The sequence below is a fragment of the Vibrio sp. 1978 genome, assembly GCF_033344345.1.
This window is the reverse complement of sequence record NZ_JAWPOP010000957.1, coordinates 1-530: the sequence shown is the minus strand read 5'-3', so window position 1 is coordinate 530 and position 530 is coordinate 1. Positions and strand designations below refer to the sequence as shown.

The 530-nt window shown below is 45.3% G+C and carries 1 pseudogene; it reads left to right on the top strand.

What is annotated here, in order from left to right:
• Positions 1–484: pseudogene (locus R8N49_RS30070) on the top strand (IS3 family transposase); the annotation flags it as partial.
• Positions 485–530 lie beyond the last annotated feature (46 nt).

Genomic DNA, 530 nt, shown 5'->3' with positions numbered 1-530 from the left:
CATGAAGCGTCAGGATTTAACGCCGAAAGCGGCACGCAAGTTTAAGTGTACAACGGACAGCAAGCATAAGATGCCTGTAGCTCCGAACTTGCTAGCTCAGGACTTTACTGCAACGGCTCCGAATCAAAAATGGGCGGGCGATATCACGTATCTTGCCACAAGTGAAGGCTGGTTGTATTTGGCTGTGATCATTGACCTTTACTCACGGCAAGTAATTGGTTGGTCAATGGATACGAAGATGATGGCAACACTGGTCTGCGATGCATTATCAATGGCTTTGTTCCGTCGAGAGTTCCCTGAGCAGGTTATTCTTCATAGTGATAGAGGTAGCCAGTATTGCTCGAAAGATTATCGAGACCTCATAACTGCTTATAATCTAAAACAAAGTATGAGCAGGAAAGGAAACTGCTGGGACAATGCCTGTGTTGAGAGCTTCTTCCATTCGATGAAAGTGGAAGCGATTCAATACGAACCAATAATGACCTGAGATGAGATGCGCCAAACGGTCTTCGAGTACATAGAGGTTGATT